Source organism: Gluconobacter thailandicus F149-1 = NBRC 100600, from assembly GCF_000964465.1.
In the GTDB taxonomy this organism is placed as follows: Bacteria; Pseudomonadota; Alphaproteobacteria; order Acetobacterales; family Acetobacteraceae; genus Gluconobacter; species Gluconobacter thailandicus.
This window is the reverse complement of sequence record NZ_BANH01000043.1, coordinates 1-24,577: the sequence shown is the minus strand read 5'-3', so window position 1 is coordinate 24,577 and position 24,577 is coordinate 1. Positions and strand designations below refer to the sequence as shown.

32 protein-coding genes and 1 tRNA gene are annotated in these 24,577 nt (G+C 54.4%); 15 read left to right on the top strand and 18 right to left on the bottom strand.

Features of this window, described 5'->3' with window-relative positions; all coding sequences use genetic code 11:
* Window positions 1-72: 72 nt before the first annotated feature.
* Entirely contained in the window at window positions 73-435 is a 363-nt protein-coding gene (locus B7444_RS11620; RefSeq protein WP_007283706.1) for a hypothetical protein, read from the bottom strand.
* 45 nt (window positions 436-480) lie between these two features.
* The gene (xseA, locus tag B7444_RS11615) at window positions 481-1,974 is read right to left on the bottom strand and encodes an exodeoxyribonuclease VII large subunit (protein WP_007283707.1); all 1,494 of its coding nucleotides are present in this window, start codon (window positions 1,972-1,974) and stop codon (window positions 481-483) included.
* Between the two features lie 76 nt (window positions 1,975-2,050).
* Here xseA and purD point away from each other — a divergent pair, with 76 nt between their 5' ends.
* Entirely contained in the window at window positions 2,051-3,280 is a 1,230-nt protein-coding gene (gene purD, locus B7444_RS11610; protein WP_035730003.1) for a phosphoribosylamine--glycine ligase, read from the top strand.
* Window positions 3,281-3,321: 41 nt separating this feature from the next.
* On the opposite strand, the gene B7444_RS11605 is transcribed toward purD, so the two are convergent.
* The 4 genes from B7444_RS11605 to polA form a co-directional block, all read right to left on the bottom strand.
* Complete coding sequence (locus B7444_RS11605; protein WP_035730001.1) at window positions 3,322-4,338, bottom strand: hypothetical protein; 1,017 nt, start codon at window positions 4,336-4,338, stop codon at window positions 3,322-3,324.
* An 81-nt stretch (window positions 4,339-4,419) separates the two neighbouring features.
* On the bottom strand, window positions 4,420-6,063 hold the full coding sequence (locus B7444_RS11600; RefSeq protein ID WP_035729999.1) for an ABC transporter substrate-binding protein: 1,644 nt from the start codon (window positions 6,061-6,063) through the stop codon (window positions 4,420-4,422).
* 6 nt (window positions 6,064-6,069) lie between these two features.
* Window positions 6,070-6,678 carry an SCO family protein gene (locus B7444_RS11595; protein WP_007283711.1) on the bottom strand — a complete coding sequence of 203 codons (609 nt, stop codon included), beginning with the start codon at window positions 6,676-6,678 and terminating at the stop codon, window positions 6,070-6,072.
* Between the two features lie 14 nt (window positions 6,679-6,692).
* On the bottom strand, window positions 6,693-9,482 hold the full coding sequence (gene polA / locus B7444_RS11590; RefSeq protein WP_007283712.1) for a DNA polymerase I: 2,790 nt from the start codon (window positions 9,480-9,482) through the stop codon (window positions 6,693-6,695).
* A gap of 146 nt (window positions 9,483-9,628) precedes the next feature.
* Between polA and B7444_RS11585 the strand changes: the two genes are divergently transcribed.
* The 4 genes from B7444_RS11585 (at window position 9,629) to B7444_RS11570 (ending at window position 12,768) form a co-directional block, all read left to right on the top strand.
* Window positions 9,629-10,543 carry an alpha/beta hydrolase gene (locus tag B7444_RS11585; protein WP_007283714.1) on the top strand — a complete coding sequence of 305 codons (915 nt, stop codon included), beginning with the start codon at window positions 9,629-9,631 and terminating at the stop codon, window positions 10,541-10,543.
* Between the two features lie 62 nt (window positions 10,544-10,605).
* Window positions 10,606-10,682, top strand: a tRNA-Arg gene (locus B7444_RS11580).
* Between the two features lie 256 nt (window positions 10,683-10,938).
* Complete coding sequence (locus B7444_RS11575; RefSeq protein WP_231502908.1) at window positions 10,939-11,820, top strand: sce7726 family protein; 882 nt, start codon at window positions 10,939-10,941, stop codon at window positions 11,818-11,820.
* A 3-nt stretch (window positions 11,821-11,823) separates the two neighbouring features.
* Window positions 11,824-12,768, top strand: a complete 945-nt coding sequence (locus tag B7444_RS11570) for a sce7725 family protein (RefSeq protein WP_007283715.1) — start codon at window positions 11,824-11,826, stop codon at window positions 12,766-12,768.
* On the opposite strand, the gene B7444_RS11565 is transcribed toward B7444_RS11570, so the two are convergent.
* From B7444_RS11565 to B7444_RS11545, 6 genes are all read right to left on the bottom strand, one after another.
* The gene (locus B7444_RS11565; RefSeq protein WP_007283716.1) at window positions 12,765-13,799 is read right to left on the bottom strand and encodes a site-specific integrase; all 1,035 of its coding nucleotides are present in this window, start codon (window positions 13,797-13,799) and stop codon (window positions 12,765-12,767) included. The two genes, B7444_RS11570 and B7444_RS11565, sit on opposite strands and share 4 nt — an antisense overlap.
* Window positions 13,796-14,038: a MerR family transcriptional regulator gene (locus B7444_RS11560; protein WP_007283717.1), complete on the bottom strand. Its 243-nt coding sequence runs from the start codon at window positions 14,036-14,038 to the stop codon at window positions 13,796-13,798. Before B7444_RS11560 ends, B7444_RS11565 begins: the two co-directional genes overlap by 4 nt.
* On the bottom strand, window positions 14,035-14,283 hold the full coding sequence (locus tag B7444_RS11555; RefSeq protein WP_035729993.1) for a hypothetical protein: 249 nt from the start codon (window positions 14,281-14,283) through the stop codon (window positions 14,035-14,037). Before B7444_RS11555 ends, B7444_RS11560 begins: the two co-directional genes overlap by 4 nt.
* Complete coding sequence (locus tag B7444_RS16630; protein WP_007283719.1) at window positions 14,280-14,417, bottom strand: hypothetical protein; 138 nt, start codon at window positions 14,415-14,417, stop codon at window positions 14,280-14,282. The genes B7444_RS11555 and B7444_RS16630 overlap by 4 nt, the downstream gene beginning before the upstream one ends.
* Window positions 14,407-14,868 (bottom strand): hypothetical protein, encoded by a 462-nt coding sequence (locus B7444_RS11550; RefSeq protein WP_231502906.1) that lies wholly within the window; start codon window positions 14,866-14,868, stop codon window positions 14,407-14,409. The genes B7444_RS16630 and B7444_RS11550 overlap by 11 nt, the downstream gene beginning before the upstream one ends.
* Window positions 14,869-14,964: 96 nt before the next feature.
* Window positions 14,965-15,312, bottom strand: coding sequence for a helix-turn-helix domain-containing protein (locus B7444_RS11545; RefSeq protein WP_007283721.1), 348 nt, complete (start codon window positions 15,310-15,312; stop codon window positions 14,965-14,967).
* Between the two features lie 295 nt (window positions 15,313-15,607).
* Here B7444_RS11545 and B7444_RS11535 point away from each other — a divergent pair, with 295 nt between their 5' ends.
* Window positions 15,608-16,030 carry a hypothetical protein gene (locus tag B7444_RS11535; protein WP_035729989.1) on the top strand — a complete coding sequence of 141 codons (423 nt, stop codon included), beginning with the start codon at window positions 15,608-15,610 and terminating at the stop codon, window positions 16,028-16,030.
* Window positions 16,031-16,076: 46 nt separating this feature from the next.
* On the opposite strand, the gene B7444_RS11530 is transcribed toward B7444_RS11535, so the two are convergent.
* Window positions 16,077-16,340 carry a hypothetical protein gene (locus B7444_RS11530; protein ID WP_035729987.1) on the bottom strand — a complete coding sequence of 88 codons (264 nt, stop codon included), beginning with the start codon at window positions 16,338-16,340 and terminating at the stop codon, window positions 16,077-16,079.
* 172 nt (window positions 16,341-16,512) lie between these two features.
* Window positions 16,513-16,764: a hypothetical protein gene (locus B7444_RS11525; RefSeq protein ID WP_007283724.1), complete on the bottom strand. Its 252-nt coding sequence runs from the start codon at window positions 16,762-16,764 to the stop codon at window positions 16,513-16,515.
* Between the two features lie 64 nt (window positions 16,765-16,828).
* Here B7444_RS11525 and B7444_RS11520 point away from each other — a divergent pair, with 64 nt between their 5' ends.
* The 4 genes from B7444_RS11520 to B7444_RS11505 are packed head-to-tail and all read left to right on the top strand — an operon-like array spanning window position 16,829 to window position 19,191.
* Window positions 16,829-17,278 (top strand): hypothetical protein, encoded by a 450-nt coding sequence (locus B7444_RS11520; RefSeq protein WP_099181154.1) that lies wholly within the window; start codon window positions 16,829-16,831, stop codon window positions 17,276-17,278.
* Window positions 17,275-18,477, top strand: a complete 1,203-nt coding sequence (locus B7444_RS11515; RefSeq protein ID WP_007283726.1) for a hypothetical protein — start codon at window positions 17,275-17,277, stop codon at window positions 18,475-18,477. Before B7444_RS11520 ends, B7444_RS11515 begins: the two co-directional genes overlap by 4 nt.
* A gap of 47 nt (window positions 18,478-18,524) precedes the next feature.
* The gene (locus tag B7444_RS11510) at window positions 18,525-18,686 is read left to right on the top strand and encodes a hypothetical protein (protein WP_155830633.1); all 162 of its coding nucleotides are present in this window, start codon (window positions 18,525-18,527) and stop codon (window positions 18,684-18,686) included.
* Window positions 18,687-18,699: 13 nt separating this feature from the next.
* Window positions 18,700-19,191, top strand: coding sequence for a hypothetical protein (locus B7444_RS11505; protein ID WP_035730027.1), 492 nt, complete (start codon window positions 18,700-18,702; stop codon window positions 19,189-19,191).
* Here the strand turns inward: B7444_RS11505 and B7444_RS16390 are convergent.
* Genes B7444_RS16390 through B7444_RS16385 form a run of 3 tightly spaced genes read right to left on the bottom strand, consistent with a single transcriptional unit; the run spans window position 19,188 to window position 20,504 of the window.
* Window positions 19,188-19,655, bottom strand: a complete 468-nt coding sequence (locus tag B7444_RS16390) for a hypothetical protein (protein WP_146911324.1) — start codon at window positions 19,653-19,655, stop codon at window positions 19,188-19,190. The two genes, B7444_RS11505 and B7444_RS16390, sit on opposite strands and share 4 nt — an antisense overlap.
* Complete coding sequence (locus B7444_RS11500) at window positions 19,655-20,035, bottom strand: helix-turn-helix domain-containing protein (RefSeq protein WP_048855176.1); 381 nt, start codon at window positions 20,033-20,035, stop codon at window positions 19,655-19,657. Before B7444_RS11500 ends, B7444_RS16390 begins: the two co-directional genes overlap by 1 nt.
* On the bottom strand, window positions 20,025-20,504 hold the full coding sequence (locus B7444_RS16385) for a hypothetical protein (protein ID WP_146911319.1): 480 nt from the start codon (window positions 20,502-20,504) through the stop codon (window positions 20,025-20,027). The genes B7444_RS11500 and B7444_RS16385 overlap by 11 nt, the downstream gene beginning before the upstream one ends.
* Window positions 20,505-20,783: 279 nt before the next feature.
* Between B7444_RS16385 and B7444_RS11495 the strand changes: the two genes are divergently transcribed.
* The 5 genes from B7444_RS11495 to B7444_RS11475 all read left to right on the top strand — a co-directional run bounded on the left by B7444_RS11495 (window position 20,784) and on the right by B7444_RS11475 (window position 24,022).
* Window positions 20,784-21,197, top strand: coding sequence for a hypothetical protein (locus tag B7444_RS11495; protein ID WP_231502902.1), 414 nt, complete (start codon window positions 20,784-20,786; stop codon window positions 21,195-21,197).
* Between the two features lie 242 nt (window positions 21,198-21,439).
* Complete coding sequence (locus B7444_RS11490) at window positions 21,440-22,231, top strand: tyrosine-type recombinase/integrase (protein ID WP_007283731.1); 792 nt, start codon at window positions 21,440-21,442, stop codon at window positions 22,229-22,231.
* A 42-nt stretch (window positions 22,232-22,273) separates the two neighbouring features.
* The gene (locus tag B7444_RS11485; protein ID WP_007283732.1) at window positions 22,274-22,471 is read left to right on the top strand and encodes a hypothetical protein; all 198 of its coding nucleotides are present in this window, start codon (window positions 22,274-22,276) and stop codon (window positions 22,469-22,471) included.
* Window positions 22,468-23,079, top strand: coding sequence for a DUF3164 family protein (locus B7444_RS11480; protein ID WP_007283733.1), 612 nt, complete (start codon window positions 22,468-22,470; stop codon window positions 23,077-23,079). Before B7444_RS11485 ends, B7444_RS11480 begins: the two co-directional genes overlap by 4 nt.
* Before the next feature lie 139 nt (window positions 23,080-23,218).
* On the top strand, window positions 23,219-24,022 hold the full coding sequence (locus B7444_RS11475) for a DNA adenine methylase (RefSeq protein ID WP_007283734.1): 804 nt from the start codon (window positions 23,219-23,221) through the stop codon (window positions 24,020-24,022).
* Window positions 24,023-24,064: 42 nt separating this feature from the next.
* Here B7444_RS11475 and B7444_RS11470 read toward each other — a convergent pair whose 3' ends face one another.
* Window positions 24,065-24,454 carry a type II toxin-antitoxin system HicB family antitoxin gene (locus B7444_RS11470; protein ID WP_035729981.1) on the bottom strand — a complete coding sequence of 130 codons (390 nt, stop codon included), beginning with the start codon at window positions 24,452-24,454 and terminating at the stop codon, window positions 24,065-24,067.
* Window positions 24,455-24,577 lie beyond the last annotated feature (123 nt).

Genomic DNA, 24,577 nt, shown 5'->3' with positions numbered 1-24,577 from the left:
CTTTTGTGAGACGCATCTTAAAGCACTGTGAATGATAGGGAAATGCAACAGCTCAATCTGTGCTGAAAACTTTTAGCGGCACACGCTTTTGTTGCCATCTGCCGCAATGAACGTCCCCGTCAATGGCTCAAAACAGGCATTCTGAGGGCAGGACGACGCGGTACTTGCCAGCCCCTGTGCATAGACCGCCGCACCAGCCTGATTGGCTTCATGCAGCGCCGCGCCGCAAAGAGGCGTATTGGCAGGCGCAGAAGGGTCATTGAGCAGAACCTTCTGTCCCGAGGGTGGTGCCTCCTCAGCCAGACCCGGCGCGAAATCCTGTGGAGGAATCTTATGTGCGGGAGTCTGCGCAACCGTCTGAGACGGCGCAGCAGGCTGTTCGGCACAGGCTGCCAGCAGGGGCAGGACAACTAGGCTCAACCAGAACGGACGCATGTGAACTCCGGATTACAAACCGGGCAACGGCCCGGAACTTCGCGATTAAAGCCCGAGATCGCCCTGAGACGTCAGAGCATCCAGTTTTGCCCCACGTTCGCCATCTGTGAAAGACAGAACAACGCGGCCGTTGACAGGTTCTGCTCTCGAACTGGTCATCGGGCGACCTTTGCTGTCCTGCACCAGAACGTAACCGCGGCTCAGAATAGCTTTGGGAGACACTGCTTCCAGATAGCTTCCCAACCCTTCAAGCCGTGCCTTCTGAAGACGAATGGCACTCTTGAGCGTCTCAGGAGACAGCCGCTGCCGTTCCACACGAAGGTGAAACTGTTGGTCTGCCCTGTGCCACGCCGTCGCCAGAGCCGTCTGCGCTCTTTGCAGCGCAGCTTCCCGACGTTCAATCATCAGAAGTGGTGATGGAAGCTGTCGGGAGGGGGCAGTTAAAGCAGCACGCGCCCGACTGACAATCAGTTCCAGCGAGGGGAGTTGATGTAGTGGCGCATCCAGGCGGCTCCTGACCCGCAGAACGAAAGCGGGGAGCGCGAGATCAAGACGCTGGCTACGATCATCCAACCGCATCCGTGCCGTCGCCAGAAGAGAAGGCAGATCGGGTAGTCCGGCTGTTGCCTGTTCGAGACGCCCGCGGGACACCTGCATGATCCGGCTGAGACCACCTGCCAGACGCGCCGTACGATGTGCCAGATCAGCCACCAGTTCGGAGCGCAGCGGAACAGCCATTTCCGCCGCCGCTGTTGGCGTTGGCGCACGTCGATCAGAAACAAGGTCGATCAGCGTCGTATCCGTTTCATGCCCGACCGCAGAAATAACCGGGATAGGACATGCCGCAACGGCCCGCAGAACGCGCTCATCATTGAACGCCATAAGATCTTCAAGTGACCCGCCGCCACGCGCGACAATCAGAACATCCGGTCGCCGTGGCCTCTGCGCCATTCCTTCAATCGCTGCCGCAATCTGGGCCGCCGCTCCTTCCCCCTGCACAGCCACAGGCCACAGCAGGACGTCGCGCGGAAAGCGGCGCTCAATCGTCGTGCGAATATCATGCAGCACCGCACCCGCGCGGGACGTCACAACACCGACGAGCGTCGGCAGGAACGGGATCGGCTTTTTGCGGTCGGCCTCGAACAGGCCCTCTTCCAGCAATTTCCGGCGCAGACGTTCGATATTCGCGAGCAATGCCCCCTCGCCCGCAAACTCCATGCGGTCGATGATAAGCTGGTAGCTGGACCGCTCACCGTAGGACGAAACCTTCCCCGTCGCGATGACTTCATTGCCGTTCTCAGGCGCCATCCCCAGACGGGACACCGTTCCACGCCAGATCACGCCGGAAATCTTTCCGCCCTCGTCTTTCAGGGACAGATAAACATGCCCGGACGGGTAGCGCTTGAGCTCCGTGACTTCCCCGCGCACACGAACGCGACCGAATCCGGTCTCAAGCGTGCGCTTGATGGCTCCAGAAATCTCGGAAACTGAATATTGCGGCACATTCCCGCGTGTGGACGCGGCATCACTCTCCATCATGGCGCCAGTCTATGCTACGCACGCCGTCAGACGAAGCCCTGATCTCAGGGACCCACAGATGAAAAGGGAGAGCGGAATGCGCGTTTTGCTGGTCGGTTCCGGAGGGCGCGAACACGCCCTGGCAACATGTCTGGCGCGCTCGCCCAGTCTTTCGGCGCTTTACGCCGCTCCCGGCAACCCGGGCATGACCTCTCTGGCGACACTGGTTCCCCTCAAATCGGATGACGTTGGAGGGCTTGTCGCTTTTGCAAAAGAGCAGAATATCGACCTGATCGTTCCCGGCCCTGAAGCGCCTCTGGTGATCGGTCTGGCAGATGCCTGCGCCGAAGCTGGCATTCCCTGCGCTGGCCCCACCAGGGCTGCGGCCCTTCTGGAAGGCAGCAAAGCGTTCACTAAAGACGTTGCGGATGCCGCTGGCATTCCAACAGCAAAATGGGAACGCTTCGAAAACGAGGCACCAGCCATTGAGTTTGTGCGACGTCGCGGCGCACCGATCGTCGTAAAGGCGGATGGTCTGGCGGCTGGCAAGGGTGTGGTCGTCGCCCAAAGTGTTGAAGAAGCGGAAGACGCCATCCGGAAGCTCGGTATGCCGCTCGTCATCGAAGAATGTCTGGTGGGCGAAGAAGTCTCGCTGTTCGCGTTCTGCTCGGACGACAAGGCCGTTCTGATCGGCGCAGCCCGCGACCACAAGCGCCTCGGCGATGGAGACACAGGGCCGAACACAGGGGGAATGGGCGCTATATCCCCCCCACCCGGCTTTAATCGCGCGGCTCAGGAAAAGGCACTGGACCTCAGCGTCCGCCCGATGCTGGCGGAAATGGTGCGTCGCGGCACACCTTTCCGTGGCGTGATTTTCGCTGGCCTGATGCTGACGAACGAAGGCCCAAAGCTGATTGAATACAATGTCCGCTTTGGTGACCCCGAGGCACAGGCACTCCTGATCCGTCTCAAATCAGACCTGCTTCCTATTCTTGCATCTCTCGCAGACGGCAATCTCGATCATGCCGCTGCCGAGTTCTCCGACGAAGCCTCTATCTCACTGGTGCTGGCTGCCAACGGATACCCGGACGCTCCGAAAAAGGGTGGACGCATTTCGGGCCTCGAACGCGCCGAAGCCGTCCCGGGCGTCTCGGTTTTCCATGCTGGAACAAAACTGGTCGAGGGCGTTCTGGTCGCGGATGGCGGACGTGTTCTGACAGTCTGCGCCAAGGCTGCTACGCCAGAAGACGCACGTCGTCTTGCTTATGAAGGCGCGGCAGCCATTCAGTGGGAAGACAAGATTTTCCGTACAGATATTGGCCTGTAAAAACAGGCTTAGTAGGTGTGAAGTGATCCCTGTCTAACCCTTCACTTCACACCAGTTTCAATACGTCCTGTTTTCTGCGTAACAGTTGTGTGCCCCAAGCGGCTTTCATCAAAATGGAAATGTAGCGTCGGACGAGGCGTGTTTTCTGTTTCGGGAAGGAAAAACGCCTGACCAGCGTCCCTGTCTAGCAAGACAGCCGCTTTCCTAAAGACATCGCCCCCAAGTGCTGCAGTCGAAATATCAGACTGGAACAGCACATTCAGGGGGCCGGGATTATACCCGCCAATATCCAGCACATTGAGAACATACTGGTGCCCGACCGATACCCCGACATACTGGGTCGTCACGATTGGTTCATGCCGAATGTCGTCCGATGTCAGGTTCAGGCCGTCTCCCCAGGATGTCGGTAAAACAGTTTCTGATAAATCCGGGTCAAGAACCATCTCCTGAGATCTTGCATTAGCGCGAACAGCAATCAGTGCTCCACGCCGCAGTTCCACAACATTTGCCTGAGCCCCCATGAGACGATGCGCCGCATCCTTGCAGGCCTTGTCTGTTCGAAACTTCAGAAACGCCAGCTTACCGTTGGGAACGTCAAAAAGAATATCGGTTCCGGAAAAGATTTCGCTCTCTAGCCCCAGCATTCCAATGAGGGGCCGACTTCCCACGTGGCGCTCAGCCTGACCGTCCAGAAGATTGGCACGCATCTCTCCCAGATCCATCGGTCCGATCTGCACATCATCGAGGAGTGTTCGGGAGGTTAACGTCACTGCACCATTCTGGGCTTTCAAGGGCATATCGGCTCCAAGCGGGAACCAGAGCTTTCCAGAATCATGAACCATAACGTGCCCGAACATGGGGCTGACATACATGGCGGCATCCAACCCGTTTACCTTGACTGGAATAATCGGCGAGTCACCTGGACCACCCAGCAAAGGCAATACGACTGCGGCCTTGATGCAGTTTTCAGGAGTTTTCAGAACGTCGTGCGCCTGTACTTTTCCAAGGCTAACAACAACAAGACACGCGCTCATGAGACTGGCGAACAAACCTCTCATGACACTTCTCCTTACACACCACGCAATAAGGAGAAGACACTCTTGAAGACTATTTCTGCAATATTATTCGCCTTTTGAGCGTTATTTCACCCAAACATGCGAAAACAGCATATGGCTCAGAAGCGTCGAACAATAATTCCCCAACCTTTTCGAAACGAAATCGATGGTCTTCATCTGGATCATCGGCGCACCAGGCATTTGGCGCATGATCTCATGTCCCGCCTCCTGCCAGATTGGTGCGGCTTTGGCGGGATCGGTCTGCGCCTTGGCCTGCTCGAACAGGCTCTGAACATGCTGATCACAGAAGCCGGTAAAGTTTGGGGAAATGGCGGAATTCGGATGGTAGTTATCACATCCGAACAGATCATCCAGAAACGTCGACGCGGAAGGATAATCAGCAAACCAGTAGGCCAGAGCAATCTGCACATGGTTCGCCGTATTCTGCTCATAAGAGTCCGCCAGACCAGCCGTGATCGGTCGTAATTGCGCTTTCAGGCCAATCTGCTGGAGCACGTTTCGCAGATACGTCCCCATGCCCAGTTCGATAGCGCGATTGGGGACAACCAATGTAACCGTCTGCCCTTCCGCACCAGCCTCCCGAACCAGTCGCCGTGCTTCTTCAAGATTTTGCGGGCACGACAATCCAAGGTCCGCACCCGGAATACCATGCGGCACCATTTGGCAAAGCGGTTCAGAAATGGCACTTCCACCAAACAGAATGGTCATGGCATGACGGTTCACCGCCAGACTGACCGCCTGCCGGACCCGCTGATCCGTAAACGGCTTTTCATGAACATTCATCGCCAGATAATAGAGACCAAGAAGCGGCTCGATATGCACCTGGGACGTATACTTCGCCCCTAGCTCCCCCAGCCGATCAGAAGGCTTGGCATCCAGCATCCAGTCATACTGTCCCTGCTCAACCGCCGTAATCTGCGCTTCGTCCGACAAGCCAAAACTGTATTCAATACGATCAACAAACCCATCCGTCTGCGCCTGCGGATTCCAGACGTGAAAGTAAGGGTTCCGCTCCAGCAACATGCCGTGTTCAGGATCGTAATGCGTAATCAGGTAAGGCCCCGTCCCCGGCGCTGTCACATTTCCCAGATCATGGGAAGAAATTCCGGCAGGCAGGATGACGGCATGGGGAAATGCCAGCTTGTAGAGAAACTCTCCATCCTGATGCGTCAGATGAAAAATAATTGTGCCATCCGGATGGCCTTCGACACCCGGCAACGTGCAATGATCTGGCGCATCGAGGCACTCTTTTGCCCCGACAATCCCACCATAAAACGACGCGGCCGTCGGGCTACCAACCCGATAGATCCGACGGAAAGACGCGACCACATCCTCAACACGGACAGGCGACCCGTCCGAGAATTTCAGGCCGGATCGCAGATGCAGCGTCCATGTCAAACCATCTGGGCTGATAGTGGGCATGGCCTCTGCCAGATCGGGTACAACATCCAGTCCTGAGGGGCCCCGCGCCTCCCGGAAGGTCAACAGCGGGTCGTACATATTGACGAACACCTGCATGTACTGCGTGCCGTAATTGACCTGCGGATCCAGCGTTCCCCCCGGCCCATCAGCCGTCAGCCGGAGCGTCCCTCCCCGATGCGGGCTGCCGAGCGTCTGCCCATTCCAGTCAGGCGGTGTCTGCTCCTGTGCAAGGGCAGTTCCTGCCACACCCAGAGACAAGGCAAGGAACAGAGCAGACAGCCGCATCGTCACTCAGCGCTTTGCAAGCTGGCGCAGACGCGCAATCAGGGCAGCCGCATCACCCGTCGCATCAATCGTGCCCGCATATCGAGAATTCGGATCCATGATGACAATCCGCGGGGCCGGAACGTAATGATCGCCTTCTTTCTCATCCGGCGCATGATATTCAGCCGTCATGGCCTTGATCATGTTAGGCGTTCCCGTGAACGGCATAACATGAGGCGCAACAGGAATGACGTAGTTCCTGATGGCTTCGTTTTCATCGAACGGGTTCAGGGAAACCGCCAGCGGCGAGACGCGAATACCTTCTGCATGAAGCGTCTGATACGCCTGCTCCATACTCTTCAGTACAGGCTGACACCGGTCTTCCGGGCAGTTCGTGTCAAAGAACCACACCAGCATCCATGTTCCGTGGAAGTCCCCTTCCGTGACTGTACTTTCCCCAAGGGACTCAAGACGGAAGCTGCCACCAACTTCGTTTCCGTTGGACTGTACCAGTAGTCCCGGCCCGCCATGAGAGGCCAACTGGAAGCCAACAGCCCCCAGAACCGCCGCAACTGCCAGCACTCCCCAGATAATGCGATTGCTGACCCGCTTGCGGCGTTCGTGTTGGGTTTCCATGCTCGTTCAGTCTCTCAGTGTGCGTCAGCCCAACTCGGGCCAATACCGGTTTCAACCTCAAGCGCCACATCCAGCTTCGCGGCACTTTCCATTTCCTGACGGACAAAATCCGCCAGTGCCTGTGCATCCTGCTCCTGAACTTCGAAGAGCAGTTCGTCATGCACCTGAAGCAGCATCTGCGCTTTCAGGCCCGTCTCAGGCAGCTTTCTCGCCAGACGCACCATGGCGCGCTTGATAATATCGGCAGCGCCACCCTGCAGCGGAGCGTTGATGGCCTGACGTTCGGCATAGGACCGGCGAGCGCCGTTCTTGTCTTTGATGCCGGGCACATAACAGCGACGACCAAACGGCGTCAGAACATAACCCTGTTCCTTCGCCTCTTCCTTGGTGCGGTCCATATAGGCGCGAATACCGGGATAGCGCGCAAAATACGCATCAATGTAAGAGCGTGCTTCACCCGGCGAAATCTGAAGCTGCCGCCCCAGACCAAAGGCCGAAATCCCGTAAATAATACCGAAGTTGATGGCCTTGGCCCGACGACGGGTCAGCGGGTCCATGCCTTCAATGGGAATACCGAATACTTCGGAAGCCGTGCGGGCATGAATGTCCTGCCCCAGATGGAAGGCCTCCAGCAGAGGCTCGATCTTTGCCACATGGGCCAGAAGCCGCAATTCGATCTGACTGTAATCCGCCGACACCAGAACACGCCCCGGAGCCGCCACGAAAGCCTTACGGATCAGAGCGCCTTCTTCCGTCCGGATTGGAATGTTCTGAAGGTTTGGCTCATTGGAAGACAGACGTCCAGTGGTCGTAATGGCCATCTGGAAGGACGTGTGAACGCGCTGCGTTCCCTGGTCCATCTGCTCAACAAGCGCATCGGCATAAGTGGATTTCAGCTTGGCCAACTGACGCCAGGACAGGATCTTCTGAGGCAGATCGTGCCCCTGCTCCGCCAGTCCTTCCAGAACGGATGAGTCCGTTCCCCATGAGCCGCTCTTGGTGCGTTTCCCGCCCGGAAGCTCCATTTCGTCGAACAGGATCTCACCAAGCTGCTTGGGCGATCCAACATTGAAACTGCGCCCAACCTGCTCGTGAATATCCTTCTCGATCACCGCCATGCGCGTCGCAAAATCGGCGGACATGCGACGCAGTTCAACAGCATCCACCTTGATCCCGACGTCTTCCATATCCGTCAGAACTTCAATCAGAGGCCGCTCGATTTCCTCATACAGAGCCAGCGACTGACGAAGACGTAACTGCGGACGAAGCACCTGCCACAACCGCAGCGTGACATCAGCATCTTCCGCCGCATACGCGGTCGCCTGATCCAGCGGAACTTCGGCAAACGGAATGCGCTTGCGCCCTGTTCCCGTCACGGAATCATACGTGATCGGCGTATGGCCAAGATGAAGCTGCGACAGTTCATCCATGCCCTGCCCGTGCTCACCCGCAGACTGGGCGTAGGAGATGAGCATCGTATCGTCGATTGTCGTAATTTCAGGCAGCCCGGCCTTGCGAAACACCGTCAGATCGTATTTCGCGTTCTGAAAGACCTTCAGAACGGACGGATCTCGCATCAGAGGCTCAAGACGCTTTAGCGTTTCTGCACGATCAAGCTGCTGATCTGTCGGCTGATCCTCCGCCCCCTCCTGCAACAGATCCCGCTTCCCGACATGCAGGAACGGCACGTAACAGGCCTTACCCGGCGCCACAGAGAGCGAAAGCCCAACCATATTGGCCTGACGGGCATTGAGACTGTCCGTCTCCGTATCCACAGCCACAAATCCGGCTGCCCGGGCGTCGGCAATCCAGCGATCCAGTGCCTCGAAATCCGTGACTGTCTCATACGGCCCATAGGACGCTTCAGAGAGCGTCACGGTCTGCGCGTCGTCCTCTGCAGGAGCGGCTTTGGGACGAGGTACAGACTTCGGCTTTGCGGCCAGTCCAAGACCCATCCGCTGGATCGTGGAATGGAAGCCCATCGTGTCGAGCCAGTCCCGGAGCGTTTCCTGAACCGGCTCACGGCACCCCAGTTCATCAATCGGCTGCGGCAATGGCACATCATCCGCCAGCAGAACCAGCTTGCGGGACATCCGGGCGGCATCCGCAAACTCGATCAGATTCTGGCGCCGTTTGGAGGGCTTCATGCCTTCTGCAGCATCCAGAACCTTTTCCAGCGTGCCATATTCATTAATGAGCTGGGCCGCGCCCTTTGCGCCGATACCCGGCACACCCGGTACATTATCGGTAGAGTCTCCCATCAGGGCCTGAACATCGACAACCTGATCTGGACGCACACCGAACTTGGCTTCGACTTCCGCTTCCCGAATCGGCTTCTGCTTCATCGGGTCCATCAGTTCGACGCCAGGACAGATCAACTGCATCAGATCCTTGTCTGATGAGACGATCGTGCACCGTCCACCCTGCGCCACAACAGCTTTGGCATAAGTGGCGATCAGATCGTCCGCTTCCCAGCCAGCCAGTTCGATCGAAGGCACATTGAACGCCGCCGTCGCATCGCGGATCAGTCCGAACTGAGGCCGCAGGTCTTCCGGCGGCTCCGGACGGTGCGCCTTGTATTGCGGGTAAATCTCATTGCGGAACGTCTGACGACCGGCATCGAAAATAACGGCCAGATGCGTGCCAACATGATCGCGCAGCAGGCGCGTCAGCATATTCGTGAAGCCGTAAACCGCGTTGACCGGAACGCCATCCGGGCTGGTCATGGGCGGAAGGGCATGGAAAGCACGGAAAATGAAGCCGGACCCGTCAACCAGAACCAGATGAGGCGTTTCAGACGGCACGAATATCTCCCTTCTCGCCCGGAAGGGGCGGACGTTCTAAAATCCCCGCGATGATAGGCTCATTCCCATCCGTTTCAAACCGCCTGTGGCGTCTTTCCTGCACCTTCGCCTGCACGCTGCTTCTCGGAGCCTGCACACACCGGCCCATGCCTAACCTGCATCCGACAGCAGAAGAAACAGCCCTCATTGCTCCGGACGTGACGCTCGACATGTCAGACGGTGCTCGCATTCCGTTACGGATCTATCCTGCATCCCAGCCTTTGCGCGCCGTCATTCTAGCCCTTCATGGCTTCGGAGACAGCCGGGACGCCTGGGAATTCTTTGCACCGCCCCTGAGCGCTGCCGGTATCGAAATCGTCGCCCCAGACCAGCGGGGCTTCGGAGCGACACAGGACGCAGGCGGCTGGAGCAGCACGGCACGCATGGTGCAGGACACACGGGAAGAGCTTGCGTGGCTGCGCAGGCGTTACCCCGATGTGCCCCTGTATGTCATGGGCGAAAGCATGGGCGGAGCCGTTGCCCTGCTCCTCGCGACCAATCCGCCGCCAGAGCTATCCGGCACTATTCTGCTCGCTCCAGCCATCATGAAAATCGGCGAGCCGTGGCAAACCGTTCTGGATGGCCTCGATACAGTCGCCCCCCACTGGAAACTGGATGGATCAGCCGTCCCCGGAGAACGTGTTGCGAGCGACAACATTCACGCCCTGCGTCGCATGTATTTTGACCCACTGACCCAACACAGTTCGACCATTCATCCCCTCTCTGGCCTGACCCACCTCATGGCCGCAGCCTTCGTTGCCGCACCACGTGTCAGAACACCAATGCTCATGGTATTCGGTGGCCGTGATCAGTTTGTCCTCCCCCCTTACACCGCACGTTTTCTGAAGCGCCTCCCCGCTTCCGTCCGACTGGATGAATTTCCAACAGCGCACCATCTGATAAGCCGCGACAAACGAATTACCGCGCAGGACGTCGCATCCTGGATCCTGACGCCAGACCAAGCTCTGCCTTCTGGCGGGGACATTGCCGCAGTCCTCTGGAAAGCAACCGCTCAACCGTGAATGAACAAAATACCGATAGGGGCTTGGCAAGCCCATCCTGAACCGTCTATTGGAAACCCGACGGACCCGTAGCTCAGCTGGATAGAGCGTTGCCCTCCGAAGGCAAAGGTCACGCGTTCGAATCGCGTCGGGTCCACCACCAATCTCAGAAATCGCTATTTTCCGCCAGTTTTCTGGCAGGTTTGACACCATCTGGGATGGGTTTGACATTCACTTGCCTTTCTAAGGGACGTGATAAAGGCGAACCCCAAAGAAGTTTATGATGGAGTGTTACCCGATTACGCTAGTGGTAAGTTTATTCTTAAAAGTCAGTTTTCCATCAGGATGGCATCTACGCTAACAGAACGCTGCCGGGTAAAATTTAAGTCTGAGAGAGACGGAGCGAAAAATTGACAGTGAGCGTATCTGAATTATCGGCTCTGACCCGATTGTTCTCTTCGGCTGTATTCCAAGAAATGGCCATAAGAGGCTATTCGGAGCTTTTCGCACGTCTTTTACGCCTGACACCAGCACAAGAATGTGATTCCAAGAATACAACTGTGGGCGATGCGTTCGACCGAGCCTTCAAAATTCTTCAGATAGCCGGCCAGCGGGATGAATATATTTATCGGGCTGCCATTACGAAAAAAATCCTCCTTGGAAGACATTCTCTGCGCACCTCGGTGATGCTCAATGAGTTTAAAGCAGGTAAATGCAAAGCTGATACAGCAATACTCAACGGCACTTCTACCGTTTACGAGATAAAGTCAGAACGTGACTCTCTATGCAGACTCGAGAATCAAATAATTAATTACAAGAAAATATTTGCAACCGTAAACGTCATCACAGCGGAATCCCACATTGAAAATATAATAAAATCGGTCCCGGAAGATGTTGGCATTTTATGCCTGTCAAAGCGAAATCAAATTTCTACAATTCGCAACGGAATTAACGATCCTACGCGAATCTGTCCATTGACAACCTTTGATTCTCTTCGCTTTGATGAAATAAAGCTTATTCTAAAGTCTTTAGATATACCCATTCCGGAGGTCCCCAACACAAAAAGATATGAGGTATTTCGAAGACTATTTTCTCAGATAGATTCTGTTACACTACACGACGAGTTTGTGCGAACACTCAAGTTTACTCGTACGCTCACGCCGTTAAGCGAACTCGTTAAGCGGCTTCCAGTGTCGCTGCATGCAGCGGCACTTTCCGTTCCGGTGCGACGCACCGATTATAGTCGCCTTATTAAGGCGATAGAAATGCCGCTTGAAACGGCTATGACGTGGGCATGAGCAATGTATTATCCATATTTCCGTGGCAAACAGTATGAGCTAATAGCAGTTCGAGAAACTGCGCAATTACTAGCAAAATCAAAATTTATTCCAATAATAGAACCAGTAAAAAAATCCCTTTCCCCTTTAAAAACTTGCCTTGATACGGTCTGTAAGGCCAATGGCGAGGCGATCGTCATCGTAAACCCAAAACACGGCGATTATAAAAAGGACGGAGAAGCCATATTCCAGCTTCTAAACAGAGACTATAAAGAAAAAAATAATATTTCTGCCGGAATATACCTAACTGAAAGAAATACTATTCAAGATGCTTTAAAGTTATATACAGATAACATCAATAAAAACCCCTCATTTATATATGATGGATTCTCGGAACATAAATTATTATCGGATTTTATTAAATTATCCTCTCCAAGCATTAAAAGCATATTTTTTGAGAGAAAAAATAGCTCTCGAGATATTAAATACTACGATGGAACCAAGCGTATAATAATTGGTGACGGCTTCGAAAAGCGAAAAAATGCTGAATACCTTGAAATTGAGCGCGAGAAATTTTCAGATCTACACCTTACCTATAAGAAATCCGGCATGGATGGGTTTGGAGATTTTTTAACGGTAGGTGATGGTTACTCAGAAAAAGGTGGACCGGCTTACGCAGTCGCTATCCACATCACCTTTATCGACAAAGATAAAGGTGATGTAATGTATGTATACCACTTTGTGTCATTTACTAATGATACTTCCAGCGATCCTGGGGGTAAATTTTCCCAAGCATTAGATGAATTAATTAAGAAGATAGAAAGAGGTCGGTCTCATATATTGGAGACTTCTGCGATTATTGAGTTTCGCAGATTGCACCAAGAGGAACATTTTCCTGGTCTTGGATATGTTAAAAAACTATCCATGAAACATCATATAGAAACCCTCGCAGATTTCTTTTCCTCTTAATCTTTTTTCAGTAATTGCGACATCGCTGAGCGGGCCAGGTTGACCTGCTCAGCGGCCCGCGTATAACGCGCCACTTCAGCCAAACTACGGTGCCCTGTAATGGCAGCGATCTGGTGCGTTGTGCAGCCAGCTTCTGCCAGCCTCCGGGCCGCAGCTTTGCGCAAACCATGCGGACTGCATCCAGGCGGAAGACCCGCCTCACGGCACCAGTCGACAAACTGATTGTAGAAGTTGTTCACGGACATTGGGCGCCCCTTCTCAGTCGCCAGAAACGTCCCTGCTCCATTCGGCTGCCACTGGTCCAGTTCGACCCGCAACTGCTCATGAATGGGAATAACCAACTCAGTGCCAGTCTTCTGCTGCCGGACATGAATGCCATGACCAGTCAGTGAGCGCGGCCCCATCTTCACAACATCACTGCGGCGCTGCCCCGTGTAGAGCAGAAGAGCCAATGCCAGACGCTCTCTCGTGCCACTTGGCCAGCGCGCCTCATATCGAGCGATCTCATCATCCGTCCAGGAATGGATGCCACCACTCTTGATCTTCATGCGCGGAACACCCGCCGTCGGATTGTTTTCCGCCCACCCCATATGAATGGCGTGCTCCATCAACATTGAGAGCAGCCGCAACATTCGATTGGCCGTCGTGGGCGAGTCATTATGCCGGGCCATGATCATCCGGACATGCCGGCTTTCCATCAGTAAAACCGGGTTCGCAGCATAATCCGCGCCGCGCATACGCTCCAGCAAGCGCCGGTACACAGCCTTGGTACTCTCTTCGAGCGTCTTGAAGTGAGCCGTCGCGTACCAAGACTCAATTACATCCCTCAGACTTCCCGTCGGCGTAACCTTTGCAGCATCGAGCCCTCGTGGCTCAGCACCAGAAACAGCAGCCTGGTACGCAGCAATGAAGCCCGGATCGCGCAGATCTGGCAGCGGAACGCTCTTTTGCCCCTTCTTGCGGAAGTAATACCGAACCTTCCCGTGCCGATCTTTGAAACGCTGAATGTAAGGCAGCCGCAGCGTGGTCAACTCATCGCGTCCCAGGGATTGGCGGAAACAGAGACTGCCACACCTTCCCCACCCGCCTGCCGATCAATCCAGCGATCCAGATCAGACACCAGATAGCCCCGACGCCGCGCTGACAAAGCAATCTGACGCACATGCGGAAGAACATGCGTCCTGAATGTCCCAACTGACATCGCCAGATAGGACGCAGCATCCCCAATATCCAGCACCTTGGGAGCCATCTGGACGATACGGCCACTCATGCGTAACGGCTCCCCAGTTCGGTCAGGTCAACCTTGATTTTTCCGGCCATGGACGGCGCACAGACAGTCGCGACCAGACGCATACCCAAATAGATGTCGTGATCACAGAACGTCGTGCGGACATCTTCCTTGGCCTGACGTTCGGCATCCCGGTATTCCGCGTAACGCTGACCAGCGTATGGACGAGGGCGAACGCCAAGCATGCACACCGTGAACATATCCGGTGACCTTGCTTCCGCCGTCATGGCGCAGGCCTCCGATCAAGAGCCTGAACCCACCTATCGGCAGACTTGATCACCATCCCGGTGACGATCCCTGCCCCGTACACGATAGCCACCAGCCCACACGGCAAAAGCAGATCCAGAAATTCAGTGTACATCGCGCCCTCCTGGCAGAAGGTCGGTGCAAAAGCGCAGGAATCCAGCAAGGCGACCGGACACCTTTGCGGCCTCAGTGCGCATCAGCAGATCTTGCATGGTCTGAGGACCACGCATCGGCGGCTCCGGAAACGGGATGGCCTCTGCCGGCTTCGTGGCGTGCAGCAGGGCAACCAGTTCCGCCTCAACAGCTTCAGCCGTGGCAGCATACGCATTGGCTATACCCGGAATAGACGCATCAGCAGCTCTTGCACGTGCATGCACCAGGCACACGCGCCGCTCCCGTGCTTTCTGTTGAACTGCCAGCGGACGATCAGACAGATATTCCGCAAATGTCTGGTCGGTGTGACCACGCAAGAGTGGATGAAGCGGCCTCAGGATCAACCGAGCTTCCACAACATCAGAATTGGTTGAGCTGTGAGACTTACCGGCCTCACCTATATGCAATGACATAACGATCTCCATCGCGTCGGTGCGATGGAGTAAATGTGAGTTATGCGAACATATCAGTCAACATTAAAGTGAGTTTAACTCACATGAAATAATTTCTTACTGATCCAATCTGTCCTTGTCCGCACGCTGAAGCATGAGCTTTAAATGAGTTTCGGCTTCGTCGGGAGGCAGTGAGCGAAAGGCCATAAGCAAGAGTGCCTCTTGCTCATTTATGGCTCGTGCTGGAACGGCATCTCCAGAACCGGATGTGAGCCAATCAAGCGAAACGTTGAATTCATGTGACATTCTGATGAGCAAATCCCTTCCTGGTTGCTCCTCTCCTGTCTCAAGTTTTGATAAATATGATCTTGAGATATTCAGTCCGGCGACAAAATCCGCCTGCTTCATATTAAGTCTCTTGCGAAGACTTTTGATCCTGTCACTGATTCTGGACGTGTTTTCCATGTGAAAATTTTGCACGTCTTGACGAGCTGATGTGTGCGCCATGCTCACGCACAAACTTGACAGAAATATGTGAGACATGCTCACATTGCTTTATGGATATTGGTGAAGTGATACGGGCCGCAGGTGGCCCCAAGAAGGTAGGTGAGGTCATAAAGCGCTCTCACTCTGCAGTCTGTAAGTGGCGACAGGTGCCCCCAATCCACGTCATCGCGGTCGCACGGCTCGCCAATCTCGATCCCCACGTGATCCGTCCAGACATATTCCCTCAACCGTGTCATGATTTTGGAACAGCAGCATGAGCATCTTTCATACCCTCAAGCGTAAGCTCCGCTCATGCCGCCGTCAGCAAGATGCTGTCTTGGCGAACAGAGCAGTGGATCTGCCTTCGCAGTTTTCCACGTCCATTAAATATGACGAGGACTTCCGAAAGGTCCTAGCTCAACTAGAGAAAATTTCAGCGCGTCAGTCTGTGGAACTGGAGCCGTGGGTGGTCAAAGCTCTGGAGCGGATGGAAAGCATCGGCGGGGCAGAGCGGCTTTGGTCCTCTGAAGTGACGGACGCTGAGAAAGAAGCCTTCAAAAAGAAAATACCAGAGGAACAGGCGATAATCCTAAATTGCCTTTTACGTCGGGTGAATACCCTTCGTTATTTCTCTAACGGGCCATCGAAGTATGTGCTGTCCAGCCCGGACATTACATTAAATGTTACACAACAATGATGGTCGGAATGGAATACCGCACTCCGACCTTTCGGTGGGCGTGGGGTTACATGCCAGTATTCACCGTGATTTCGGTGATCCGACGCCTAATTGCTTCTCCCAGAAGTTTCAAAGTCTCTTTTTCAGTAGTAAAAAAATTCTCATCCAAGGAAAATCGGCCCTTAGGAAGCACAACCGAAATCTTAAACTCAGGTGTACTCACTCTCCCGGCCTCTGCTGAAGCATGCTTTTCAGGGATTGAAAGTCGTATTTTTAGTTCGTCAGATTCTGTCGGCTTTATACTGAGCACACCAGATTTAAAATCGCTCACGGAATCGTCTCCTGTTTGTTGTAACGGACACAGGATGGACGATCGTGGTCGGGGACGCGAGTCCTCGACCACAGCGCAGGGAGTACGGACATGACGTTTCTCCCTCAGGACAAATGTAAGCTTTCGCCTTCTAAGGCGATGACTTGGTCCGAAAAAGTATCGTCGGTTCGCTTTAGTGCATCTCGCCTTCAGGCTTCTGGAGAAGCACCTGCGCAGCATCGAGCAGATCGCGCCCTAGTTCAGCAGCCGTCTGCGGCGAAAGCGAGAATTGCTCCAGCTTATCACCGGCAGGATAGTGCTCGGGTGACGTGGCAGCCTTTACTTGGAGCACCACAGCGCCGTCCTGGATTACGACCGTACGGAAACCCGTTACGCTCGAGATATCGAGGTTTCCGTCTTCCTTCAGTTTCCATTCGTCAGCCATGTGTCGTCGCTCCGTTTTATAGTGAGGCGCGCAAGATGGCCGATGATGGCGCATGGGTGAAGCCATGAATCACGCCCCAGCCCTCAAGACGGCCACGCAATTGGCCGTCCGCGCGATAGGCGGCATTGATGCCGCAGCGGCGGTCACACGCGTAGGCCGTGCGCGGATCTCGGAATACCAGAACCGCAATTCAGCAACTACAGCCCCGGTAGACGTGGCAATTGTGCTGGATGAGTTCGCCCAGGAGCCATTCATCTTGCAGGCGATGGCGCATGAACTGGGCTACCACCTTACACCGGTTCAGCTTGGACACGGCGACGTGGCCGAGATCATGGAAGACGTGGCCGACAAGGCCAACGACACGATGAAGATGACAATCCGCGTCCTGGCGGACGGTATTGTCACGGTCGAAGAAGCCCACAAACTGGGCCACGAGCTAACCAAGCTGCGTCGTGTGGTGGACCATGCTCTGAAGATCGTTCGAGGATTGGAAAAGTCAGGAGCTTCCAAATGACGCTCCAGATCCCTGCCACGTTTGATCGGGACAACATCCCGGCCATGGCGTTCCTTAAGGTGCTCCCTGCAGAACAGCGGGGCGTATTCCACTCCCTCATGGATGCACTGAAAGCCGCTCGTGACGTGGTGTTCCGCGTTGGCGGCCGCGCACTGGATGACGCTCAAGTGGCGCAGATGGCGTGCGAGCATGTCGATGTGCTGCAACGTGTACTGCCGGAACTCGAGTTCACACGCTTCATCCTGCGCGATGAAGACGGCGCGCTCTACAGCCCTCACCTCGTGGAACGTCAAATCCGCCGCGAAGAACGCGCTGCGGCCCGCGCTGAAAAGCAACGCCGCCTGGACGAGTTTCAGGAGCGTCAGGACGCCGGAGAGTTCGCACCAGAAGCCTCGGTGAAAGTGATGACCTCTCGTGCCAATGCCGCCAAAGGTGGACGCCCACGCAAAGGCGAGACATCCGAGCAGGCACGGGAACGCCGTGAGCGCGAAGCCGTCGAGCAGCGTGAAATGCGACTGTTGTCATCAATCAGTGGTGGGGCAGTTTCCGAAACTGAAAACCAAAACCAGTTTTCAAAAACGGTTTTGGTTTCCGGGGTTTCGGTTTCAAAACCGGTTTCTGGGTTTCCCGTAGATCTAGAAGTAGAGAAAGATATATCCCCTTCTGATTCTAATTCTACGAAACCGGCTGAAACCGAAACCGGAAAACCGGCTCTTGAGATTTCAGAAGCCCTGATCTCCCAGACCGTCGCTCGCGTTCTCAAGATTGGACGCCTCCCGGACGGTCAGGCCGGTTTCGCCAAGAGCATTTGTGGTCGCTTCCTTCGGGACGGTATCCCGGCTGATGTTCTGGTCGAGGCTGTAAAGCAGCACACCGAGAAAATGGCTCTGAACGGCGACACAGCCTATAAAATGGGCGCCTTTCGCAAGCCTATCGAACGCTTCTGGGCGGATCATCAAGCCGGTGTTTCGACTACCCCAGTGCCAGAGCCTACCCCTCGTGAAGACTGGGAAGACCGTGCGCTGGAGGCTTATGCCAAGGCGCAGAAAATCTGGAGCGAAGCCTTTCATCTCCAGCGGGACTACTCAGCTGTGAAGCGCGAATGGCCGGAGTTGGCCAAGAAGCATGACCTTCCCGCTTGCCCCGTTGAACGGGCCGCGTATCTGGACTGGTACCGTCCGCAGGCTCAGGCCGCATGAAAGCACTACGGCGCGCCCTCGCCTCATTCACCCATTCTGAATTCCTCATGGTCCGTTCTGAACGTGACCAGGCGCAGCGTGCTGCCCTGGCGCTGGAGCGGACTGTGGCGGATCAAGCCCTGGAGATTGTCACACTCCAGGCCCGTCTGGCTCGGCTCACCTCGAACCGGGATGCCGACGGCCGATTTATGAAGCGCAACCCCACATGAACGTGGAATGCAAATGACTACTGCCGCCAAGGCAACTCGACCAATTGAAGACGCCGTCCCCATGCAGGGGGCTTGGAAAAACCGCATCGCTCTGGCTGAACTGGAGCAAGGAAAAGACAGACCACCCATTGAGGTATTACGCCGTGGAGCTGGCCTCTATGGCTTGCTGCGTTCTGGCACGATCACCCAACGCCATGTTGATGCCGCCCAAAGATGGGCGCGTGATTTTGAGACTGGGATTATGGGTGCTTCAGATCCTGAGCGCCGTGGATCTGGCGGTGGTGACATCCACGACATGCTTATCGCACGTTCTGCCGCCGTGGCGCGGTGTGAGAATGTCCGACGCACATTAGGGCGCTATGCGTCGGATCTACTTGTGCTGTTAGTGCTGGACGGTCTCTCGCTTGGAAAGATCGCCGAGCACTATGGGAAGAACCGCCAAGGACTTACAGGCGCAGCAGAACTGCTGCTGGAGCAGTTGGCGGATTATTACGGGAGGAATTAGACATCTTCAGGTGGAAGCGGGTTGAAACGGCACGGAAGAGCTCCCAATCGAATTTCTTCTGAGCCACCTTCATTATCGAATTGAGCACGCACATAAATTACGCCGTTACTAGGGATATGAAACGGGGCCCATCGGAAGGGTATGACAAACTGTCCAACCTTGTGCTTCCACTCTCCCCCATCTGGATGAGGGACCTTATTTAATTCTTTTGGGCGAACAAAATTTGCTCTGGCTATTTCTTCTTCTTGATCGTCAAAAACAGAATACACTCGCACTAAAATTTTCTTAAATGGGTAGTTTATGGGGAATATTATTTTTACAAAAACAGCAAATGTTGGAAGCTTTAAAGGTGCAGAACCATTTAATAACATCTGCGAACCATAGCATCCAACCAGAGAGAATTTATTGTCTACCTCATGACGGACATCGTCACAAAAAATACTTGTACCAAAAGGCGTGTTCATTATGACTCTCCGAAGCTCAGTTCGCCATAAGCACTGATACTCGCTTGGTCGGCTTCTTTTTGAGGGTAATTTTTTGAATAATGAGGATCTCTAGAATCTAACTCGTAATAATTTCCTCTATTCTTCTCTTCTTTTTTAACTAAATCAAATGAGACTTCCATATTAAGTGCATATGCAAATTCAGATATTGATCTGATCGTTATGTTTGCATCGCTTTTCAATCTTTTATTAATAACAGCCCGGTCAACGTCCAGTTTTTTAGCTATTTCCTGTTGCTTCATCCCGCTCTTGATCAGGGCATACTGTATTTTTCGATGAAACATAGTCATCGTGCGCGTTGTCCGCCGAACTTTTGGGCTTAAAGAGAATTTATAGGACATCACTGCATTTCCTAGATGATAAAAATTTAGGCTCATCAAGAGGGAGAAGGTTTCTAACGTATTGAGTTCGCAATATGTACTGCGAGTATAATGATTTTAGTTTTATTTCATTGGCATCTCCTCCGTAACAACAAATAAAAGAAGACTTACAAGGAAACCAACCAAATATTCTAACGTGAGTTGTTTTCATTTCCCAAACATAATAATCAGGAGAATAGGTTAAGGGCTTGAAACGGCGATCATCAGGGAAACTTTCACCAATTTCATATTCAGAAAAAAGGGAGAACACTTGTTCAATTGGCTTCAAAGAATCGTGTTCAGGAGTATGATTTATTGAGGGTAATCCATTATCCAACCAATCTATAAATTCTGGGGTGCCATAAATGTATCTTACTGGAAGTTCATCATCTTCCAGCACCTCAATCCGTTTAAGTTTACCACCTTCACACAATTCATATATCGTTGCCATATATATCAACACGCATCTCATGTAAATTTTTGCTTCCGCAGCTTGCAGCGTCGAGAAGGGCGGAGCAAGCTTATTTGTTACTATATATTTCATAACTAAGACTGAAATAATTTTTCCTATCAGCGATGGTTAGGTGACCTACGAGTTACTTTTTCGGTTTTCTCACTTGACCTGAAACAGGAACGGATAGTAAACATCTAAGCTCTAAGAAGACGTGTGACTGGAAACGGTCCACGTCTTTTTTATTGGCGTTTTGCCTCCCCCAAAAGTGAATCAGCAATGCGGACACTCGCACCTGCGAGCGCAGGCGACGTGTGCCGTCGCGGCGCGCAGCACTATTTTGTGCTGGCGGTCGATGGTGCGCGAGCACTTTGCGTGCCCGTCATCTTCGATCGTACGTTTATCCATCGCGCCGATGTCTCAGTCTGGGGCGGAAAGCGCGAAAAATTCCTGCGATTGGCAGGATCTACGGTCGTGCGGTGCACAAATCATCGCTGGCACAGTAACACCTGGGACAGCTGCGTCATGCAGGCCAGTCCCGCAACCATACGAAAAATCCTCGCCAGCTTTGGTCGGGATCTCGAAGCCCAAGCGATAGAAGCTGGTGGCTCAGGATTGTATCAATCTGTTCTGGCACGCGGCCCTAAGCTGGGTGATCGTGGTCGAAAGAAAGGCGGATCGCCTTCTGATTGATCAGGGCAAAAGCCGACACAATAACCCGGAGTTATCTGACAAGCCTATCAGGGCAGAGTGTCAGATAACCCTCTGGATGGGTTCATAACCCGTCAGATAATCAGCGTTATCTGACGGTTTTTCAGGGTCTCCGCAGGATCGGAAACCTTTATAATTCAATTACTTGTCGGAGAGTTGGGCCAATGGCGCCAGCGGCGGACGCGAAAAGGCCCCGTATCTCTGATGACGATCGCCTCGTGAATATGTGGCTCCACAACCGGTCTGCGAACACGTCCCGCGCCTATCGTGCGGATGTGGACGCGTTCCGCCAGTGGACAAGCAAGCCGCTTGCGGATGTTGTCCTGGATGACCTGCAGGGCTGGTTTGACAGCCTCACAGGATCAGACGCCACGCGCCGCCGAAAGCTGGCATCCGTCAAATCGGCTCTCTCCTTTGGGGTCCGCGTTGGTTTTCTGGATGTGGACGTCGGCGCAGCGCTTCGCCTGGAGCGCGGGCGCGATCGTCTCAGTGAGCGGATCCTCACGGAAGAGGATGTGAAGCGCATCATCGAGCAGGAGCCCTGCCCGCGAAAGCGGGTCGCGCTTCGCGTTCTGTATTTCATGGGGCTGCGCATCTCAGAGATGTGCGCCCTCAAATGGCGAGACATGACACGGCGTCAACAGGGAGGCGTGGCCTCCGTGTTCGGCAAGGGGAACAAGACACGGCATGTGCTTGTTCCCGCAAAGCTGTGGAAAGAGATCGTGGCTGTGAGAGCAGACGACTGGCGTCCCGATACGCCTGTTGTCCCCGGCCACGATGGGAGCCCGCTTCACTTGAGAGCGGCACATCGCCTCGTGAAGCGGGCGGCGAAGCGTGCCGGATTGCCTGATGCCTCTGCGCACTGGTTCCGGCACGCCCACGCCTCACACGCCCTGGACAATGGCGCGCCTGCGCATGTCGTCCAGCAAACTTTGGGACATTCCGACCTGAAGACCACCACAAGATACGCCCACGTCCGAGAGGGCGATGGCGGCGGCAATTACCTGAAAGACTGACGCCTCACGAAGCGGCGGCGTCGGCCATTATTGGAGAACGCTATGAGCACCCGATACCGACGACGCCCTGAGACGCCTGATGAAATCAGAGCCGAGAACGTGAACTTCTGGACGCGCGCTGCCGAGCGCTACGAACGTATAGCGCAATACGCCCGAATGCCTGGAATGAAGCTCTGGGCCGCTGCCGAGGCGCGCCGTGCCCGTGAGATTGAAGCCAAGCGCAAGCGAGAACAGGCATGAGCCACAATCCCGACAATTACATGAAGGATTCCGCAGGACGCCTTGTCCCGCGTGCGAACGTGAAGCCGGAAGACCTTCTCCAGGACGAACTGGTCAAGAAGCTCTTCGAGCGTGCCCGCGCCATTCGTGAGCTGATGCGCCAGTTTCGTGAGGATGCGGACAGCGATATCCGGGCGTTTCTGGACCTTCTGGCTGAACAGTATGGAGCCAAGAAAGGCGGTGCGAAGGGCAATCTGACGCTGTCGACCTATGACGGCTGCGAGCGCGTGACCATCGCCATCAGTGACACCATCACGTTCGGCCCTGAACTCCAGATCGCCAAGGAATTGGTGGACAGCTGCCTGACACGCTGGACGGAAGGCGGAAACGCCAACATCCGCGCTGTCGTGACCGATGCCTTTGACGTGGGCAAGGAAGGCAAGCTGAACGTCTCAAAGATTCTTGGCTTGCGCCGCCTCTCGATCGACGATGAAGAGTGGAAGCGCGCCATGCAGGCTATTACCGACGCGGTGAAGGTAAATGCCTCTCGCAGCTACATCCGTTTTCATGAACGCGCTTCTCCAGATAGCGCCTTCATCCAGGTACCATTGGATATTGCCAAGGCCTGATCAGCTTCCTGCCATTTGATTGGACGCAGTCTGTGGTGGGGGATAAGCTGCCGTAACAGCTGATCCGGGTGCTACCAACACCCACAGCGAAGCTGCCCCACCGGCCACTGCAGTGGCGGGGCTTTTATCGGGTAAATAAATGAGGGAGTCGAATCAGGGACTTATCCCTGTCGCACCAGTACGTCCTGTTGCGCCCTATCTTGGTGGAAAACGTGGTCTTGCGAAGACCATTAGCGACCGGATCAAGGACATTCCGCACACCACCTATGTTGAGCCGTTTGTTGGCATGGGTGGCGTATTTCTGCGACGTCCATTCAAGTCTAAGGCGGAAGTCATCAACGATCTAAATCGTGATGTTGCCAACCTCTTCCGGATCCTGCAGCGGCACTACGTTCCACTCATGGACATGCTCCGGTGGCAGGTCACCAGTCGTGATGAATTCGAGCGACTCCGGCGTGCTGAAGCGAGTAGTCTGACTGATCTCGAGCGTGCCGTCCGTTTCTTGTATCTCCAGCGCATGGCGTTCGGCGGCAAAACGAAGGTTCAGTCATTCGGGGTCGCGGTTGGCCGCCCTGCTCGCTTTGACGTCGCGACGCTTGGACCCATCCTTGAAGATGTGCATGCGCGCCTATCAAGTGTGGTCATCGAGTGTTTGCCCTGGGCAGATGTCATCACGCGTTATGATCGGCCTGAAACGCTCTTCTATTTGGATCCGCCGTATTGGGGAAATGAAAGCGACTATGCGGCCGAATTTAGTAGGGAACAGTTCGAGCAAATGGCAGAGGCTCTGGCTTCACTTCAGGGACACTTCATTTTGTCTCTGAACGATCGGCCAGAGGTTCGAGAGACCTTCAAGCGTTTCCGGATCGAAAGTGTAGATGTGAACTACTCGATCAATCCAAAAGCTTCTGGCAAGCGTGGAGAAGTACTGATTTCCAAATGATAGCCGCTGCCTGCACGTTTGACGTGCAGGCAATGCTACCGATCAGATTACATGATCACGCTTCAGCTTTTCCCAAGCTGCTGCGACCAGAAAGCGAGAGCGGTTCATGTTTGCACCCGCGATCACCTCAAGCAGCTTCTCATCAAGCATCACATTGACACGGACTGGCTTTGACGGCGTCTCAACGCTTACCAGAAAGGCTACGCCTGAGGCATTGTCAGGATCTGCCATGATCGCTTCAAGCGTGGATGGCTTCGGTAGAGAATAACCGTCTTCAGCCATGCACTTCACATGCCCGTTAAGCGCCTCAGTCCCCATTGCTTTCGCATCGTCAAGTGTGTCCCCGGCTGAAACACAGCCGGGAAAGTCTGGGAATGTAACCCCGAAATCGCTTTCGGGGTCTTTGTGGATTAGTCCAATGTAACTGGTCATCTGAGTTTCACTCCTGATTGCTTTTCTATGCTTCTGATTGTTGGAAGCGCCATTTGCTTCTTCGGGTGCGGTATCGTGACTAGGCTCAGGACCCATTGATTTTTGTAGGGAATTTTGATTCAG